15 protein-coding genes and 1 riboswitch are annotated in these 16,538 nt (G+C 44.3%); of the genes, 7 read left to right on the top strand and 8 right to left on the bottom strand.

What is annotated here, in order from left to right; genetic code table 11:
- Window positions 1-12 precede the first annotated feature (12 nt).
- From ACE04G_RS27510 to ACE04G_RS27480, 7 genes are all read right to left on the bottom strand, one after another.
- Window positions 13-324 (bottom strand): spore coat protein, encoded by a 312-nt coding sequence (locus ACE04G_RS27510; RefSeq protein ID WP_449005476.1) that lies wholly within the window; start codon window positions 322-324, stop codon window positions 13-15.
- Window positions 325-337: 13 nt separating this feature from the next.
- Complete coding sequence (locus ACE04G_RS27505) at window positions 338-532, bottom strand: spore coat protein (protein ID WP_445253682.1); 195 nt, start codon at window positions 530-532, stop codon at window positions 338-340.
- A 104-nt stretch (window positions 533-636) separates the two neighbouring features.
- Window positions 637-1,476, bottom strand: coding sequence for a manganese catalase (locus ACE04G_RS27500; protein WP_339177060.1), 840 nt, complete (start codon window positions 1,474-1,476; stop codon window positions 637-639).
- 174 nt (window positions 1,477-1,650) lie between these two features.
- On the bottom strand, window positions 1,651-2,163 hold the full coding sequence (locus ACE04G_RS27495) for a DUF3231 family protein (protein WP_237174895.1): 513 nt from the start codon (window positions 2,161-2,163) through the stop codon (window positions 1,651-1,653).
- Between the two features lie 217 nt (window positions 2,164-2,380).
- Window positions 2,381-3,877, bottom strand: coding sequence for an amidase (locus ACE04G_RS27490; RefSeq protein ID WP_405117692.1), 1,497 nt, complete (start codon window positions 3,875-3,877; stop codon window positions 2,381-2,383).
- A 309-nt stretch (window positions 3,878-4,186) separates the two neighbouring features.
- Window positions 4,187-5,167 (bottom strand): DMT family transporter, encoded by a 981-nt coding sequence (locus tag ACE04G_RS27485; RefSeq protein WP_221821591.1) that lies wholly within the window; start codon window positions 5,165-5,167, stop codon window positions 4,187-4,189.
- Between the two features lie 144 nt (window positions 5,168-5,311).
- Window positions 5,312-5,465, bottom strand: a riboswitch (FMN riboswitch).
- An 84-nt stretch (window positions 5,466-5,549) separates the two neighbouring features.
- Complete coding sequence (locus ACE04G_RS27480; RefSeq protein WP_339177056.1) at window positions 5,550-6,050, bottom strand: DinB family protein; 501 nt, start codon at window positions 6,048-6,050, stop codon at window positions 5,550-5,552.
- 145 nt (window positions 6,051-6,195) lie between these two features.
- Between ACE04G_RS27480 and ACE04G_RS27475 the strand changes: the two genes are divergently transcribed.
- The 4 genes from ACE04G_RS27475 to ACE04G_RS27460 all read left to right on the top strand — a co-directional run bounded on the left by ACE04G_RS27475 (window position 6,196) and on the right by ACE04G_RS27460 (window position 11,128).
- Complete coding sequence (locus ACE04G_RS27475; RefSeq protein ID WP_405117691.1) at window positions 6,196-6,747, top strand: CGNR zinc finger domain-containing protein; 552 nt, start codon at window positions 6,196-6,198, stop codon at window positions 6,745-6,747.
- Window positions 6,748-6,867: 120 nt separating this feature from the next.
- Window positions 6,868-8,238 (top strand): amidohydrolase family protein, encoded by a 1,371-nt coding sequence (locus ACE04G_RS27470; protein ID WP_449005475.1) that lies wholly within the window; start codon window positions 6,868-6,870, stop codon window positions 8,236-8,238.
- Between the two features lie 653 nt (window positions 8,239-8,891).
- A complete protein-coding gene (locus ACE04G_RS27465; RefSeq protein ID WP_449005474.1) occupies window positions 8,892-9,971 on the top strand; it encodes a hypothetical protein in 1,080 nt (359 codons plus the stop codon).
- Window positions 9,972-10,207: 236 nt separating this feature from the next.
- Complete coding sequence (locus tag ACE04G_RS27460) at window positions 10,208-11,128, top strand: tyrosine-type recombinase/integrase (protein WP_449005473.1); 921 nt, start codon at window positions 10,208-10,210, stop codon at window positions 11,126-11,128.
- A 279-nt stretch (window positions 11,129-11,407) separates the two neighbouring features.
- Here the strand turns inward: ACE04G_RS27460 and ACE04G_RS27455 are convergent, their stop codons facing one another.
- Complete coding sequence (locus ACE04G_RS27455; protein WP_076217081.1) at window positions 11,408-12,337, bottom strand: L-lactate dehydrogenase; 930 nt, start codon at window positions 12,335-12,337, stop codon at window positions 11,408-11,410.
- A gap of 337 nt (window positions 12,338-12,674) precedes the next feature.
- Here ACE04G_RS27455 and ACE04G_RS27450 point away from each other — a divergent pair, with 337 nt between their 5' ends.
- The 3 genes from ACE04G_RS27450 (at window position 12,675) to ACE04G_RS27440 (ending at window position 16,522) form a co-directional block, all read left to right on the top strand.
- Window positions 12,675-13,952, top strand: coding sequence for a WD40/YVTN/BNR-like repeat-containing protein (locus ACE04G_RS27450; protein ID WP_237174902.1), 1,278 nt, complete (start codon window positions 12,675-12,677; stop codon window positions 13,950-13,952).
- A gap of 146 nt (window positions 13,953-14,098) precedes the next feature.
- Entirely contained in the window at window positions 14,099-14,308 is a 210-nt protein-coding gene (locus ACE04G_RS27445; protein WP_091029464.1) for a hypothetical protein, read from the top strand.
- A 420-nt stretch (window positions 14,309-14,728) separates the two neighbouring features.
- Complete coding sequence (locus ACE04G_RS27440; RefSeq protein WP_486095224.1) at window positions 14,729-16,522, top strand: serine hydrolase domain-containing protein; 1,794 nt, start codon at window positions 14,729-14,731, stop codon at window positions 16,520-16,522.
- Window positions 16,523-16,538 lie beyond the last annotated feature (16 nt).

The raw sequence follows: 16,538 nt of genomic DNA, 5'->3' as shown, positions 1-16,538 counted from the left end.
AGGCGTTAACCATTAGTTGTCATCCAACAATTTCAACGCCATGTCTGACTTCTGTAAATCGTGTTCAACTTGCTCTTCTATACTATAGGGATGATACATCTCATTCTTGATCATATAATCTGCGATCTTTTGGTGGGTTTCGATTGCAGTATCCAATTGAGCTTTAAGGACTTTCCGAACTCGGGGGGTTGCAGTTTCGGTAAGGGCTATCGCATAGGTACGTACCGCCGACTTAGCAGAAAGAAGCATATCGGTGGCAATGGCCATATCATCCATGGGAGCAACGGCTTTAACGAGCATTTCTTTCGTTTTGGTTGTAGTCATAAGAGAACCCTCCTTATTTTAATAGAGATTTTAATTGTTCAATAGCTTTGGAAGAGTTGTCCAAATCATCTTCGATTAAGGATTTTAGTGTGTCGTCTTTTACGAGTTCCAGCATCGTTACGGCTTTGGTGGCACACGAAGTTTTGAGAGTTAGCAGTTCATGTACTTCGAGTTTCTCATGTAATGCAAGTTCCTTAGTTGCCATCATTAAGCACCTCCAAAAAATAGTTGTTTATAATAGCTAATAACCTGCTGCGAAGCATATAAACAGGATTTATTATAATTAATTCGAGAAAAATAGTATTTAACTTTTTATTTATCTGTTGATCTCATATCCAGGTCATGGTGAAGTTCCGTGGCAGGAATGACGGGCTCAGGTATCTGTCCCTTTGGAACAGGATTGGAGATATATACATAGTCTCCGGTTCCATCAGGTGCACTTCCTGTAGCCCATAAACCTTCGGCGGATTCAGTTCCCTCGGAGAGATTCCAGAATTCATAGGCCTGCGGCTGAGATTCTTGCTCGGCTTCAGGAGGGAAAGAGGCTGGAACAACGACTCCATTCTTTTCTTCCAGTTCCTGAATAGCGGCCATCCATTGATACTGGTGATAACGATCACGTGCTAACATTTTACGGAAAGTAGCCCGCACACCTTCATCAGTTGTCATATGGTACAGTCTTGCTACCTGAAGGCGACCCTGACTCTCGGCATGCAAATTGGAGCGCATGTCTGCAAGCAAGTTTCCGCTTGCCACGATATACGAACCATTCCACGGAACACCGTTAGAGTTGGTTGGCAAACCACCAAGACCGCTGACGAGCAGATGTTGTGGGTTGATACCGCCCATAATTGCTGCTGTCACAGGATCCTTAGCGGCTTGTTGTTGTTCCTCAGGAGTAGCACCATCCAGCAACTGACTGATCAATGAGCAGAGCATCTCGACATGTCCAATTTCTTCGGTGCCAATATCCATTAGCATATCTTTATATTTCTCTTCACCTCGGCAATTGAATCCCTGAAAAAGATACTGCATCATGACGGTCATTTCACCAAATTGCCCTCCCAACACTTCTTGAACCTGACGTGCAAGCATGGGATCGGGACGATCTACTTTGACTTCAAATTGCAACTCTTTCTGATGTCGAAACATGTGAATCCCTCCAATAAAGATGTCTTAAAATTCTGATGATTTCAAAATTTTATTAACCTGTCTATTGGAAATTAAACAGTAAAATAAAAAAAGACAAAGCAGGAGAATGGGGGCTTCTCCTGCTTTGTCTTTTTAATTCACTACAACATTTTGTTAGACGTCTTCCAATAAACTCTATTCTGAATCCGGTCTTTTGACTTGAAGCGGTGGAGGGATGAGCCAGCCTTTTTCTTTGTTCATTTGAAGAATTCGGAGGCCTAGAGCTGTTTTGGTTGCATGATATTTAGCAAATAACGCGCCAATATCTTCTCTGATCGATTGCCCAATCGTTTGGCTTGCAGCAACCAGACCCATGGCGGTATCGGCTGTTACTTTTGCAGCAATCTCAGGGTCTGTGAATCTTGCGCCAGCCGGGATATCCTCAAATTCTACATGCGGTCTTTCCGGCAGTGTTGGTGCAGGGGCAATACCATTTTCAGTCAATAGTGTATCGCATTCTTTAATTTCGAGTTTAGCTTGGTCCAGCAGGTCTTCCAATATTTTCTTTAAATCTTTATCACCTGCATGACTCATATAAGCTTGATAGCAAGACACAGCGCCTTTGGCTATTGTGGAACATTGCCATACACTAAAGATTTCACCATAATGCATCGGCTCGTTCTTGGGGTTGCCACTTAGAATACCCATGATTTGATTTCCCTCCAGTATGTTAATTTACCACCAACTTATGATCGCCTATATTCTATAAAATTATGCACTGAACAGGGAATGGAGGATGTTATATCGATTTTATTAACATCATATTTATTATGTAAACTAAAAGAAATCTAAACTATTTTATCTTGTTATTCAAAAGGGAAAAACCAGCAGAACAGGTCTGCTGGTGGGAGTGCAACGTGTATTTTTAGACTGGAAAAAGTGGGTTACCATTCATCCCGATCCATAATTCTGACTTTTCAAGCTGTCCAGCCAGATGTAATAACCAATCTTCACGTCCCTTGGTTGCCATCACCTGAACACCCATTGGCAAACCTTCTGGTGTCATATGCAAAGGCACACTTATCGCAGGCTGGCCTGTTAAATTCGCAAGCTGGGTGAACGGAGTATACGTAAGACTTGGCTCAAACATCTCATAGATGAGTTGTTGCTGCTGGGTCTTGTCCAGTTCGCTGATCCGCATCAGGTTACGGATCTGTTCATCATGAGGTGTTAACTCTCCAATTTTGGGCGCAGAAAATGCATTAACGGGTGTGACGTAGAAGTCGTAACGCTCAAACAAAGTGGACATCTGAGCAGCGGCAACATCCCATTCAGCCAGACTATGCACGAATTCCGCAGCGGACACCTTTTTGCCAGCTTCAGCCAGAACCCAGGATTCAATCTCCATATCATCTGAGGTAAGAATTCGGCCCATGGAACGTTCCATGGAAGAGATCATTGCCGCCATTTCTCCACTGTTCATCATATAGTAGTTCTCCATCAACCGGACTCCGTTAACCGGACTCAGCTTTTCTTCAACAAGATGCCCTTGGTCTTCCAACCAGCGAACGAGTTTGTGCACAGATTCTTTGGCTTCTGCGCTGACGGGTGTACCTACAGGTGAATCTGTTGTGTACGCAATTTTCAGTTTGCGTTGATGAGGATAGCTCATATCTGCCAAGTAACTGCCTGGAAATAGTGGAGCATGAAACGCAGCTTCAGGCTGAATGACTTGCAAAGTATCGAGGAGGGCGGCGCTGTCCCGAACCGAGCGGGACAGGGCAAAATCAATGGATGCGCCTTGCCATTGACGACCAACTCCAGGCCCCACAGGTGTCCGTCCGCGTGTTGGTTTTAATCCAAACAAGCCGCTAAAGGAAGCCGGGATACGAATCGAACCGCCTCCGTCACTGGCTCCGGCAAGCGGGACAATCCCTGAAGCTACTGCCGCGGCAGCACCGCCACTTGACCCACCTGGGGAGTGATTGATATTCCATGGATTGCGAGTTGGACCATGAAGACGGGGCTCGGTAATATTTTTTAAACCAAATTCAGGCGTATTGGTATGTCCTATAATGATAAAGCCTGCATCACGTAGTCGAGTGACAAAATTGGAATTGCGTAATGCACGATGCTCGCTGAACAAACGGGAGCCTGAAGTCAGAAATTCACCTTCCAAGGATTGCGAAATATCTTTCAGGAGCAGGGGCACACCGGCAAAAGGTTGTTCGCCGGGGCGAACCAAACCGGCTTCCTCCCGTGCGCGATTTTCATATGTACGAATAACCGCATTAAGTTGCGGATTCACTTCTTCAAGGCGTGCAAACGCCGCTTCCAGCATTTCAACCGGGGATACTTCCCGGGATCGGATCAGTTCAGCCAAACCTACGGCGTCGTAGGAGGTATATGAGAATGAAGACATTAATGATCGTTCCTCTCTGAATATAATTCATCTGTTTATTCCATATGTCATCGTACCACCGGATTAGACAAAAGACAAAACATAGAAGAGACGTAGTGCGATGATATGCATATTCGTTATGAGGTTGGAGGGAGAAGAGCGGAGGATTTGCGATATAGAAATAAAGAACAGGGTTAATAGCTCATATTGCTAATTGAGAAAATGATCGAGTAATGGAATTGAAAAAACCACTGCTCATCTAATTTGATGTGCAATGGTTTTATTTTATATTTGACTATTTGTTTATATGTGAACCTCAGATATATCCACTTACTCTGTACGCAGCTTCGGTGCAGCATCAGCCGCAGTTGATGATCTTTCCTGCTGTCTGGAAATGGCGAAGAGGGCCACCCAGATCAGGATAAAACCAAGCAGCTGCTCCCATGTAATCAGTGTACGGAAAGCAATCCAGTTCACCAACACACCCGCCATCGGGAAGCTAAGTTCTGCGAGTGTTGCAACAGATGCTTTGGTTGACGACAGACCTTTGTAATACAACAGAAGACTGAGCAAACCTGGTAACAATGCCTGACCAAGAATGTTGAGGATGACAGCAGCCTGTTCACCCGTTCCGGACGGAAACGTCCATGCCGCACCTTCATTCCACGTCATAAAGATCAGGAGCGGGAGAGCAACGACAAAGCGAAGGGAGGTGACCGTTTCATAACGCGCCTGCCCCAGCATCAATCGGCCCATTACGGTTGAACCTCCCCATAAGGCAGCAGCCCCAAGGGATAACAAGCTTCCAGCATGAATCCAGTTGTCCCAGTTACCTAATGGCAATGTGAAGCCAAATGTAAGCAGGTACGTTCCTGCTAATGCTATGAAGAACAATCCACCAAAGCGACGTGGCAAGGTTTCTTTTAATAACAGTTTAGCCAGCACGATAGCGAAGAGGGGTTGCATTTTTTGCAATAAAAGCACCGTATTTGGATCGTTATGTGTTAGTGCCATGGTGAACAATACCGTTGCGAGTGCTGATCCTCCCCATGAGATAAAAATCACGGCAATCCAGTGGCGAGCACGCAGGTTTTTCAGGTCAGACCGGAATTTCCACAGCACGGGAATGGCAATAAGACTGACGATGATATGTTCCACCAGTACAATCTGCGTGGATGTCATCGTGTTTAGCAAAATAATGCGGAAGAGTGGGTCGACACCCCATAAGGCGGCGCCTAGAACTACAAGCCAGAATCCGGTATTACTTCGTTCCTTGCGGTAAACAGGTGATGCTGCTGATGTCTTTTCCATATTCAGGACTCCTTCGTCAGAACACGGAATCTTCAGTTGGCAAAATCGACAAAAGCCCCCGTTTTGGTATATACCAAATAAACGGGGGCTCATCCAAGGACATGCGTCAGGAAAGAGGCCTTCCCGTGAACGGCATGTCAATGTGTTGATCTTCTCTCATCCGGACTGTACCGTCGGCCTTGGATTCACACCAAGTCAGTCGCTAAATGTCCTTTGTTAAGAACAAATAGCGAGTCGCGGGCTGGTTCCGAAGAACATCACCGCCGGTTGGGAATTGCACCCTACCCCGAAGATCCTATTCAATTATATAGTGTGTTGAACAAGCTGTAACATTAATAAGTTCATCTTATTCCTGTAAGCGCTAGCAGTTCAAGCATTTTTTTTAGAAAACGATTTTCCAGCTGCCTTGCTGTCTGCGAAGGAGTACGATCTGACCAGCGTGATACGCATCATGGAGTACCCAGCGAGCTAGTTCGTGTGCCCATTTCTCTTCGGAGTCCATATATGCGGCTTCAAGATCTGACTCTTGTAGTGCAGCCAATTGATCTCGCAACTGTTGGGCTAATCGAGTTGTACCTTGTAGCAGTGTATTCCATCCGGCTGTGTCAGTTGCATCTCCAGGATTCCCAAATGTGTATTCATTGGAGTCTACAGCAGGAAGGGTAGGCTCCTTACCTTGCATGCGACATAATAAGCGATGGTTGTAATAATACATATGGTTAACCAACTGCCAGATACTTAATCCCCCTGAGGGTGGAATCCAGGCTGCTTGTTCTGCTGTAAGACCCTCCAAGGATTTCGACAAAGGTACAATCCAATTACATTGATCCCAGGTATCATCCTTCTGAATACGTAACACATCTAGTGCTGTTGTTTTCGTCATTGCCTTTTCCTCCTTGCGTATAATTGTGATATGTGTTGTAACTAGCTAAAACTGGTTAATGAGGTTACACTTAATATAACACATCAAAGATGAGTTGTAACCTTCTTTATCAAATTAGATGGTTACACTAAACGGAGGTATATATATGGACAGGTTATGGACCGATTTTGTAAACAGCGATTATCACGACTGGCGTGGGGGAGATCGATCGGAGGACAGGCTTGGGAAGGCGAGCTGGCAGCAAGACTTTCTGGCTCGATGGCAACTTAACGCTTCTGTCCCTGCATCTCCAGAAGATGAGTTGTCCATGAGAAACTTCAGGAACAAATTGAAGGCTCTGGGAGCTCGCTTGTCTTCTGGAGCATCATTAACGGATATAGAAAAACAATGGTTAAATGGCATTATGGAAAAAGGGCATGTGAGAAGAACATTGACTACAATTGATCAGGAACTGAAACTCCAACTGTTAGCTGTAGAAGCACATTGGCATCAGGTTATGGCTGAGGTAGCTGCTGATTTTGCCACGACTTTGGTGGAGGGCGAAGGGCATAGGATTCGGATCTGTGATAATTCGGATTGTCGCTGGATGTTCTATGATGATACCCGAAGCAGAACACAGAAGTACTGTGATGATAAGATGTGTGGAAATCTGATGAAGGTCAGAAGATTTCGGGCGAAACGAAAATCCCAAAATTGATAAATACTAACAATAACTATATAATGTATATATACTAGCGAAAAAATAGTCAGAAGCAGTACAGATTCGTAAGCAGGATATGATCGTCTTTCAAACCAAATCAGATGGGAGATGTGTCTTGTGCGGACAAGTTATCTGTTGAAAAATGGCTGTGTGTTGTCGATGGATGCTCGAGTTGGACAGTATAAGAGGGCGGACGTTCTGATCCAAGATTCGTTGATCACGGCGGTTCAACCCGATCTGGATATTCCGGATGCGGAGATCATTGATGCTTCATCGATGATTATTATGCCTGGGCTGGTGGACACGCATCGGCATATGTGGGAATCACTTGTCAAAACAGCGGGAACCAACTGGTCGTTACCAGTTTATTTGCAAAATCTCTATTATGGTGCAATGGGAAGCAAGCTCCGTCCAGAAGATAGTTATATTGCCAACTTGCTCGGTTCCTTGGAAGCGCTTAATGCAGGAGTGACAACGGTGTTGGATTGGAGCATGCCGTATTCCCCTGACCACACGGATGAACTGATTCGTGGACTTCAGGATGCTGGCATTCGGGCGGTATTTGCTCACGGAGTCCCTGGTGAGACGGACTACTGGAATCGGGATAGTCGACTTACGTATTCGAATAATGATGTGAGAAGAGTCAAAGAACGTTATTTTTCATCACGGGATCAATTACTTACTTATGGGCTTGCCATTCGTGGTCCGGAGTTCAGTCATTGGGATACAACCGTGAAAGAGATCGAACTAGCACAAGAACTGGATGCGATCTGTTCCATGCATGCCGGATTTGGCAGTTGGGGATCTGTGGATCGCTCGATTAGTCACTTGTACGAAGCAGGACTGTTGAGTCCACGGGTGAATATCGTTCATGGTAACACTATGGGCATGGATGAATACAAAATGCTGGCAGATAGCGGCGCTTCCTTGTCGGTCACACCTGAAGTTGAAATGATGATGGGTCATGGATATCCGGCCACCGGCTATTTTCTTGAACATGGGGGAACCCCTACACTTGGTGTAGACGTGGTGACATCCACAGGCGGAGATATGTTCTCGCAGATGAAGTTTGCACTTCAGGCTGAACGATCCAGAGTCAATGAAGAACTTCTGCAACAGGGTGAGATGCCTGGCGAGTTGAACTTGCAGTCCAGCCAGGTACTGAGATTTGCAACTTCGGCTGGTGCCCAAGCACTGGGATTAGAACAGAAGGTCGGAACGCTGACCCCGGGAAAGGAAGCGGATCTGATCATGATTCGTACCACCGATCTGAATATGTTCCCTGTTCATGATCCAATCGGCGCTGTTGTGCAATTTGCCAATCCATCCAATGTGGATACGGTCTTTGTGGCAGGTAAACTCGTGAAGCGAGAGGGTAAGTTGTTGAATGTTGATCTGGATGCGATTCGTCATGCGGCGATGCAGAGCAAAGATTATTTGTTAACCCAATACCGGATGTCCGATGCAGAGAGAATTGCGTTCTCATAATTTACTTTTTCATAAAAACCTGAAATGAAGTCAGTTTGTATTTTTATATACACCTCGACCTATAGTAAGAAATAAAGGGCCGCATAATGGATATGTGGCTCTTTTACATGTCTTCATATCGTCGAATTAGACAGGATAAGGGAGGAAGATACAGCGGAAAAAGACGAAAAGAGCTCTCATTTTCTTAACTTCAGATAACAAGGAATATAAGATGTTTTTGCAGGGAAAATAGGCTCATAAAAACTGCGCATAATATAAATTATACGCAGTTTTGTTTTTAATCCATTTTCATATTCATCCACGTGCAACAGATCATGAACATTTTCGCGATAAAACAACAAAATAAGCGATCTTCAAAAATAAATTTAACCAAGCAACGCGATAACGTGTTAGAATGGTTGCAAACATCTTTAACCGAGCACATCTTCATTTTTCCTCATTTCGTATCGCTTAGGCGAAGCGGGATGGGGATTTTTTTTATATAGAAAGCTAAAGGAAGATAACAGCAGGGGAAGGTTGGAATTTTCTTCATATATGGGTAAGTAATTAGGGAAGTAACCAACTTAATAACGGGGGCGGGGTTGCGGCTAAGCCAAATATGAAATATATTTGGGGATGTGACATGCCATCAGACATAAGAGAGGGGATGTATCATGAACAGACCATTACATACGAATTCAGATCATCAAAATGCAGCTTTTGGATTTGCATTAGCTGACTCATCCGTACTTGCAGAGGCGCAATTAATTGTTTCACAACTAGGAAGTGAAGACGGATTGCAGTTGGATATTGATCCGCAGCGTCTTCTGAAGGATGGACGTAAAGTATCTGTCATTGCACAACAGTTGGATTCACCGGTCAATCGTGAGGATGCCAATATCATCTATGGTCAGGAGCTAGCATACGTGCAGTATGCTGTTAACCTGAAACCGGATAGCTCAATCTCTATTGCATCTATTGAAGGCGTTGAACAGTCTGTTAATCTTGGTTGGGCAGCATTTACAGAGGGGGAATACGAACTTCGAATCTCCCTGCATATGAAAACACCTCGTATTGCTGAAGGTGCACTCGAACCTGAACAGCTTGCAATGGTTAAGTATGCACAGGTTATCACCGTATATATATCGCTTTTCCCGGCAGAAGCAGCGTCGTTGAGTTCACCATCTCAAGCTGTGTGGAGCAGAAACCATCATGTGTTTGACTCCTACGGGAGAGGAGGGTTCATTCTCGCTGACCTGCCTCGACTCGCTGAACGTGTAGAGGAACTGATAGGACAAGGTAACCATAATCTGATCGAGCAATTTTCCGAAGGGAATCTGTCAGATACGTTGCTGGAAGAGGGGCTGATGGCGATTGCCTGGGGTGTGACTCCGTGGTGTTATTCACTCTATTCTGCACCAGATGAGCAGTCGGCTGGAATACTTGCTGTGGACAAGCTGGGCGATGAACCTGACTGGCAAGGGATCTACCATATTGATCCGTCTATTCAACAATTAAGTGTCGTACCTGCGAATGAGCTGGCTTACTGGCCTGCCTGTGTGCAGAACGATTGGCCTGTTATTGATGTGGCGGGTGAAGGCGAGACGTTGCACATGGATTTGTATACTCAGATCTGTGAATCCGTGAATGGTCTGCACGAGAATCCATTGCCATCGTTTGTACTTACTCGCAGTCAAGGCAAACCCGAAACGATCATTCCGCTGATCGACATTGTCATTGTGGATGAAGCGTAGAGCACTGCTTTATAATAAATATATAAATTGAACTAATCATTTACACGAAAACGGAGAGGACAGAAAGCACCTGAAAAAGTGAAGCGTTCGCCTTTATCCACGGATTTTCCCCTTGAGAAAAGGGAATCAGAAAAATCTGGGGATAACAGCGATTGGAAGGTTGTTCTGTCATCGCAGTGCCCGTGTAAATAATCTTAGTCAATTTATAAAGAACTGAATTGAGGTGACGTAGACAGATGATGACCGAGGAGATTCAGGAGCAATATGCGGACGAGCTAGAAGCTTTTCACATATGGATGAAGGATGCCGGATATACAGGCTATACGGTAAAATCATACACGGGTGACGTGGTGGAATTTCTGATCTCCATTCAAGGAAAGTCACTGGAGCAGGTCAAAAAGCTGCATGTGTTGTCTTTTCTGTCCCGTGCGCGGGAGCGTGGGGTTAGTGATGCCACGAGAAATCGCAAACATGCCGCGGTGAACTGTTTTTACAAGTCCCTCATTGAACTCGAATTGTTAACCAATAATCCGGCATTTGGGATCAAAAAATCCAAAACCGAGAAAAACCGTGCGCCCGTTTTCCTTGATGAAAGTGGGCTGACACGTTTCTTGGAGTCGGTAGAAGGCAAGTATCGCACACGTAATCTGGCTGTTTTTCTACTAATGGGATATATGGGATTACGGGTTGGAGAAGTGCATGCTCTGGATTGCAAAGACTATAACGCGGAGCGACGTACATTGGATGTATTTGGTAAAGGTCGTAAATGGCGCTCCCTACCTGTACCGGAGACTGTGGCAAAAGTATTATCACAAGCGATGGCTGAGCGTCTCGATCCTTGGCGACCGAAAGAGGAAGCGTTATTTGTCTCGCAGAAAGGGAAGAGACTGTCTATTCGCAGTATCCAGCTCATATCTACAGAAACCTTTGAACGCTTCCAGCAGGAATCACCAGCCAATCAACGTCAAAATTACTCCAGTCATAAGCTGCGTCACTCCTTCGCGACCATGATGTTACGGCGTGGAGCCGATCTGCGTACCGTGCAGGAGCTACTGGGTCACGCCTCAATTCAAACAACAACCGTGTACACTCACGTCACCAGTAGGGAGAAAGAAGAGGCTATGGCTCTACTGGACGTTAAACTCCCGACATATTAGAAGTAAAAAGCCAATATTTATCCCAAAAAGGAGTCTGTCCAAGTGACAGGCTTTTTTGTTATTGATTTGGATGGCGAATATTTAAACATAATTAATATTATGTAAACTAACATCTAATACCTAATATCTAAATAGTCATATAAGTAGAAGTCAAAACAAAAAACCATTTGCTTCTTCTCTCTGGAAGAAACAAATGGTCCTTTTAGCTAGCACAGATATCTTAATTCACAACGTTTAACATGCTAAATCGTTCACGATATGAATGAATGCGAGGCTAGATTATTCCAATCCAGCGATCTGTTCTTTTAATTTGTTAGCAGATGCCTGGAAAGCCACTTTCTCGGATTCATTCAGCGGAAGAGGCAGAATTTCGCGCACACCGTTGCGATCGACAACACATGGAACTCCGAGATAAACATCCGATACACCATTGTAGTCTTCAAGGTAAGTGGATACGTTCAGAACGGAGCCTTCGTTGCCGAGAATTGCAGCTACAATGCGGTCCAGAGCAAGGGCGATTGCATAGGAAGTCGCTCCTTTGGCATTAATAATCTCATACGCTGCATTTTTGGTACGGTCAAAGATATCCTGTTGTGTTTCTTCATCCAATTCCAGATCTGTTCCTGCAACGTTAGCCAGGCTCCATACCGGTACTTCGGAATCTCCATGCTCACCAATAATGTGTGCGTGAATACTACGCGGGTCGATCCCTTTATTTTTACCAATCAGGTAACGGAAACGTGCGCTATCGAGCAATGTACCTGAACCGATGACACGGGAAGCAGGCCATCCACTTTGTTTCCAAGAAGTATAGGACAAAATATCAACAGGATTGGTTGCAATCAGCAAAATACCATGAGAATTCACTTCAGTAATACGCTCGATAATATCTTTGAAAATGCTTGCATTTTTCTTCAGCAGATCAATCCGGGTTTCGCCAGGCTTCTGGGAAGCACCGGCTGTAATAATAATGATATCCGCATCTTTGCAGTCGGAATAATCGCCAGCCCATACTTTCACGCCTCCCGTAAATGGAAGACCGTGGTTCATATCCAGCATTTCGCCGGTTGCCTTATCATGATTCACATCCACAAATACCAACTCGGACGAACGCTGTCTCAACATTAGCGTGTATCCCGTTGTTGTTCCCACCGCACCCATGCCTACAATCACGACACGACTTGGTTTCAGAGCTGCACTATTTGTCATGTTCATATCATCTCCTTTTTGGGTTATACTCCCATCCATATTAAGGGATTAGAGAATATAAAGCGAGTGTTGTCTATAAAATAGTTCACATTTCATGTCTTTTTACCAATTATTCCGTCGAAAAACAGTTTAGGATGAAATTAATGGTAATAAATGTGCGACCTATAGCCCAGAGTATGAGCTGGAAAAAGGGAGTGGGTCAACCATGAGTCGGCAATTGAGCCTTTTACATAAGGTTTGTGGTAGAATAGGAGCAGTGGATTCTGATGAATCGTAAATAAAACGCCATAGGACAGGCATGCGCGCCTGTATATTGGATGAGAGAGGTGGAACCCACTTGCGTTTGCAATGGATTAAAATCGCGCAGACAGCATTGCTGTCTATAGGTATAGCAGCTGTATTGGCTGCATGCACCGACTCAGATCAACCTCCGGAAGCAGAACCTCCGCAGCAGCAGGAGGACGCCGGGAATACAGGGCAGACATTAACTGTCGTTCCCCCTGTGAACAGTACAGAATCTGCAGATATGGCCAAGTACCAAATACAGACCCGTTTGACCGATTTTCAGTTGCTCAATGACAACGGAGGATTGGCGTGGGGTGTGACGCGGAATGCACTGCGCCTGTACTACACTCAGGATCAGGGAAAGACCTGGACCAATATTTCACCTTCGGAAAATGTACAGTTTCCGGCTAACCCTAAATATGGACAAAGCATTTATTTTGTAGATCGTGCACATGGTTGGATTGTTCGTGAAGGCATGGGTGGAACAGATACCATGGTGCTTCGCACCAACAATGGGGGCGTAACCTGGAGCCTGTCTTCTCTGTCCAAGACGGATAAAGTGACTGCGATCTCATTTGTATCTCCTGAGAAAGGCTGGATTCTCACCACGGTCGATACCGCTATTGGTAAACAGGACAAGAAACTTTACTTCACCGAGGACGGTGGAATTACCTGGAATCGGATGTCATCCAGTGATGAAGATGGCAAACAGGAAGCAGAAGAGATTTCCAAACGTGGATACACCATGGGGATGACTTTCTCGGATCCAAAACATGGTTTCTTAACAGCGCTGGAGTTCGGCACACCGAAGTTATATGTAACATCAGACGGCGGAGAGAACTGGAATACTGGACCAACCTTCTTTGATCGAAACAAATTCAACGGGTGTGGTAATTTCAGTGTTAGTTCACCACAATTTTTTGGACGTGAAGCGCAATCAGCTTGGATGTCAATGTCCTGTTCTCAAGGGGAGAGCACGACATTCAATGGATTCTTTACCACCGATGGCGGAAAGAGCTGGAAGCTGTCCAATTTCACTTTAAACAAACAAACGGGTCCAAATCGTAACCTTTCACCGGTATTTCTGAACGCATCGGAAGGTTGGGCGATGCAAAAGGGCATAACCTACCACACCAAGGATGCGGGCAAAACATGGAGCGTTCTTCCTGCAAGCAGTGTACTGGAGAAAATTCTCGAAGACTATCCGGAGATTGTGAAGATGCAGATGGTTACCCCCAAGCTTGGCTGGATATTGGTTGAAAATACAGATGCCAAAAGATCGTTGTTATTGCAAACGGTAGATGGCGGTGTACATTGGAAAGTACTCTAAAGTAGGGTGTTATCGATGTGAATAGATAGGAGAAAGGAGAGGAGCCTAAGGGTTCCTTTTCTTTTTTGTTTAGTTTGTGAAATAAATCACAAATAAATCCACTAGAAGGTGATATATTTAACTCAACAAGAGAAGGAGTGATGAAGATGAGAACCAACGGTCAAACTCAATTCACGCAGGCGGATGAATTAACCAGATATATGCTTCAATTATGCTACACATGTGACGATGCGAATCGTTGTACGACAGAGGAAGCGGTGAAGGCTTGCATGGCAGAACACGCACAAGCAGACCAGCCCGAACCAGCCGAAGGTGGGGAAGTAACTCGCGGGTTTATGGATCTAATGTACGCTTAGGCTAATGATACACGGATCAATCACGGAGAACGCTCCTGCGGGAGGGTTCTTTTTGATTTGGAGAGAAATGTATACGCTTCAAATTCACTTCGCAAATATTGCAGCATGGGTTATTATAGAAATAATTAAGGTAAATTACTCAAAATGTGGAATTGTTTATTGACTCTTAGTTTGGAGGAAGGTGACAAGGATAAACGTAGTATTCATTAAACCAATGGCTTGTTTTGGGATACCAAAGGACAACTTTTGTCATCCACAAATGTGTTGCTGCAGAAGAGGATAGACTTGTTTATAAAAAATGTTACTTTGATAATTGATGCAACTGTAAAATGATGATTTTGCTAATAAAGCAAAGATGCTCCCTGTAACCTTTGTGATAAAGGCACGAAAACTATATTAGAACGATAAGGAGAGTGGCTAATGAAGATTAATCGAAAATATTACTATGTTAATAAAGTAATCGCTTGTGTTCTGATACTTGCATTCATCATTACGACATGTGCGGTACCTGTAAACGCTGAGGTAGAGAATGTGGAGACTACGCCCTCCAGGATTGCGTTGTCTTCGCTAGAGGAAACGATTGATTCATACGTGGCCACGAATCAGAAGAATACCGCTGCCGTTTCGGTTGTAGCTATCAAGAACGGTGAGACCATTGTGAATAAGGCCTATGGATATGCAGATTTTGAGCTACAGAGAAAAGCAGACACCTCTACTGTATTTGAATGGGGTTCAACTTCTAAACTATTGGTCTGGACGAGTGTTATGCAGCTTGTAGAACAGGGGAAGCTTGATTTGGATACCGATATTCAGGACTATTTGCCGGAAGGATTTCTAAAGAAGCTTGAATACGATGCTCCCGTTACCCTAATGAACCTTATGCATCATAACGCAGGATGGGAGGATAGATTGATAGATTTATGGTATTCATCCGAGAGTGATATTGTGGAATTAGGTGAAGCTTTACAAAAATTTGAACCAAGGCAGATCGATAAACCTGGGAGTGTTGTTGCTTATTCAAACTATGGTACGGCTATGGCTGCTTACATCGTTGAAGTGCAAAGCGGACAACCCTTTTACAAATATGTCAACGAACATATATTTAAACCACTGAACATGAAAGACACATCGATTCACCCGTCACAGTATGATAATCTAAACGTCTTGAAAAGAAGAAACGAGATTCAGGGGTACACTACGAATTTGAAACTCATCCCTAAGAACAGAGCATACATAAGCTTATACCCTGCGGGGGGCGCCATTGGAACAGCAGAGGATGCAGCTAAATTTCTCGCAGCCTTAATGCCGGTGGATCGTAGCAATTTATTGTTTGCGAACAAGGACACGTTAGACGAGATGCTGTCAACCAGTCTATATTACGATGGGACTTCTACTCCACGAATTGCACATGGCTTCTTTGAAGTAGAGTACTGGGTGCCTGCACTGGAACACGCTGGAAGTACGGCGGGATTTTCAAGTAAATTTGTTTTTGACCCGGAGTCTAATTTTGGGTTAGTAGTCATGACAAACCAGTCAAATGAAATGGCTTATAACATTGGTCTTGTACAAAAGGTGTTAGGAAGTAGTTTCAGCACGAATTCAGTTGAATCTGAGGGAGGAGGATATTATCTGCCTGCGCGGCGGGTCGTTTCCGGTTTTACGAAGGCATATTCGATGTTAAGTCTACAGAAATATACCACATTTGACCTTAGTAACTTTGCAAATGTTGTTGAGCGTAACGGCACTGTTGAGAAGGTTTCCATCCCTTATAATGACTTTTTGCCCGTATCCAATTTAACGATAAACTTGATCAAAGCATCTTTTATTGCTCTTGCAATAGCGATCCTGCTCAGTTTGAGAGCGATAATTGGCTATTTTATTCGGTTATCCAGATACAAATTAAAAAACTGGGAAAGACCCGGTACAGGGTTTGATAAATATCATATTGTCATTAATATCGCCAGTCTGGCATTAATTTTGAATACGATCCTATTGTTCATGCGCGCCTTAGGCTTCTCCCCCTATTCTTCATTGCGCATACATCTCATCTTGAACCTGGTTTATGTGATTCTAGCTGTGGTGTATCTTGTCTTGTTGTTCTACAAAGTGCTGAAAAGAAGCTATAGTAAAAAGCAAAAGGCGGTATACATCATGTCTGGCATGTCGGCTTTCCTATTTGCTGCTTTTATTATGGGATGGGATTTGTACTTTTAGAGCTTAATTATCGACG

The sequence above is a fragment of the Paenibacillus sp. AGC31 genome, from assembly GCF_057334655.1.
Note: the sequence above shows the minus strand (reverse complement) of the source record. Positions and strands in the feature narration are given on the sequence as shown.

What these genes read in the sequence shown, in the direction of transcription:
- ACE04G_RS27465 (WP_449005474.1), top strand. Translation starts at nt 8,892, where the DNA reads ATGAACAGACCATTACATACGAATTCAGATCATCAAAATGCAGCTTTT.
- ACE04G_RS27495 (WP_237174895.1), bottom strand. Translation starts at nt 2,163, where the DNA reads ATGGGTATTCTAAGTGGCAACCCCAAGAACGAGCCGATGCATTATGGT.
- ACE04G_RS27440 (WP_486095224.1), top strand. Translation starts at nt 14,729, where the DNA reads ATGAAGATTAATCGAAAATATTACTATGTTAATAAAGTAATCGCTTGT.
- ACE04G_RS27485 (WP_221821591.1), bottom strand. Translation starts at nt 5,167, where the DNA reads ATGGAAAAGACATCAGCAGCATCACCTGTTTACCGCAAGGAACGAAGT.
- ACE04G_RS27475 (WP_405117691.1), top strand. Translation starts at nt 6,196, where the DNA reads ATGGACAGGTTATGGACCGATTTTGTAAACAGCGATTATCACGACTGG.
- ACE04G_RS27480 (WP_339177056.1), bottom strand. Translation starts at nt 6,050, where the DNA reads ATGACGAAAACAACAGCACTAGATGTGTTACGTATTCAGAAGGATGAT.
- ACE04G_RS27445 (WP_091029464.1), top strand. Translation starts at nt 14,099, where the DNA reads ATGAGAACCAACGGTCAAACTCAATTCACGCAGGCGGATGAATTAACC.
- ACE04G_RS27510 (WP_449005476.1), bottom strand. Translation starts at nt 324, where the DNA reads ATGACTACAACCAAAACGAAAGAAATGCTCGTTAAAGCCGTTGCTCCC.
- ACE04G_RS27455 (WP_076217081.1), bottom strand. Translation starts at nt 12,337, where the DNA reads ATGACAAATAGTGCAGCTCTGAAACCAAGTCGTGTCGTGATTGTAGGC.
- ACE04G_RS27490 (WP_405117692.1), bottom strand. Translation starts at nt 3,877, where the DNA reads ATGTCTTCATTCTCATATACCTCCTACGACGCCGTAGGTTTGGCTGAA.
- ACE04G_RS27500 (WP_339177060.1), bottom strand. Translation starts at nt 1,476, where the DNA reads ATGTTTCGACATCAGAAAGAGTTGCAATTTGAAGTCAAAGTAGATCGT.
- ACE04G_RS27460 (WP_449005473.1), top strand. Translation starts at nt 10,208, where the DNA reads ATGATGACCGAGGAGATTCAGGAGCAATATGCGGACGAGCTAGAAGCT.
- ACE04G_RS27505 (WP_445253682.1), bottom strand. Translation starts at nt 532, where the DNA reads ATGATGGCAACTAAGGAACTTGCATTACATGAGAAACTCGAAGTACAT.